Annotated in this window: 1 protein-coding gene; it reads right to left on the bottom strand. The window is 70.5% G+C overall.

Features of this window, described 5'->3' with window-relative positions; genetic code table 11:
• On the bottom strand, nucleotides 1–567 hold a 567-nt coding region (locus ACI8AK_RS23200), incomplete at both ends, for a hypothetical protein (RefSeq protein ID WP_456958197.1).

Genomic DNA, 567 nt, shown 5'->3' with positions numbered 1-567 from the left:
GCGGGTGACGCGTGAGGGCAGTCCGGTCGGGTGGAACGGGCCCCACGGAGCCACGCCGGTGTAGTCGGTCTGCTGGTTGACGTAGGCGAAGCAGCCGGAGTCCGCGTACTCGACCCGGCCGGCGGCGGTGCGGGTCACCGCGAAGTTGATCGCCTCCCCCCGAGTGACCGGGGACTGCGCGGCCCACTGGGACGAGCAGCCGTAGGGACCGAAGAAGTCGATGTTCCCGTCGTGGTGCTCCACGAAGCCGCCGTCGGCCAGCGCGTTGCCGGACTTGGCCGGGTTCGGGTAGCCGCCGCCGTCGTTGGCCGACCAGGTGCCGTTGACGATGAAGACCAGCCCGTGCTGGTCGGCCACGCTCCGGAAGGTCTGGGTCAGCGCGATGGCACCCTCCCGGTAGGCCGCCTTGTCCGGGAAGTCCGCCCAGTCGATGCCGGGGAACCACGACCGCGAACCCAGGTCGTCGGCGAACCAGCCGGCCATGTGCGGGTTCTCCACGACCATCGTCTCCAGCACGCACCGGAGCTTGGCCTGCAGCACCGACCCGACCCGGAAGTCGGTGAGGTG

Source organism: Geodermatophilus sp. SYSU D00867 (genome assembly GCF_054050315.1).
The sequence above is the reverse complement of the archived record's forward strand: the minus strand, read 5'-3'. Positions and strand labels throughout refer to the sequence as shown.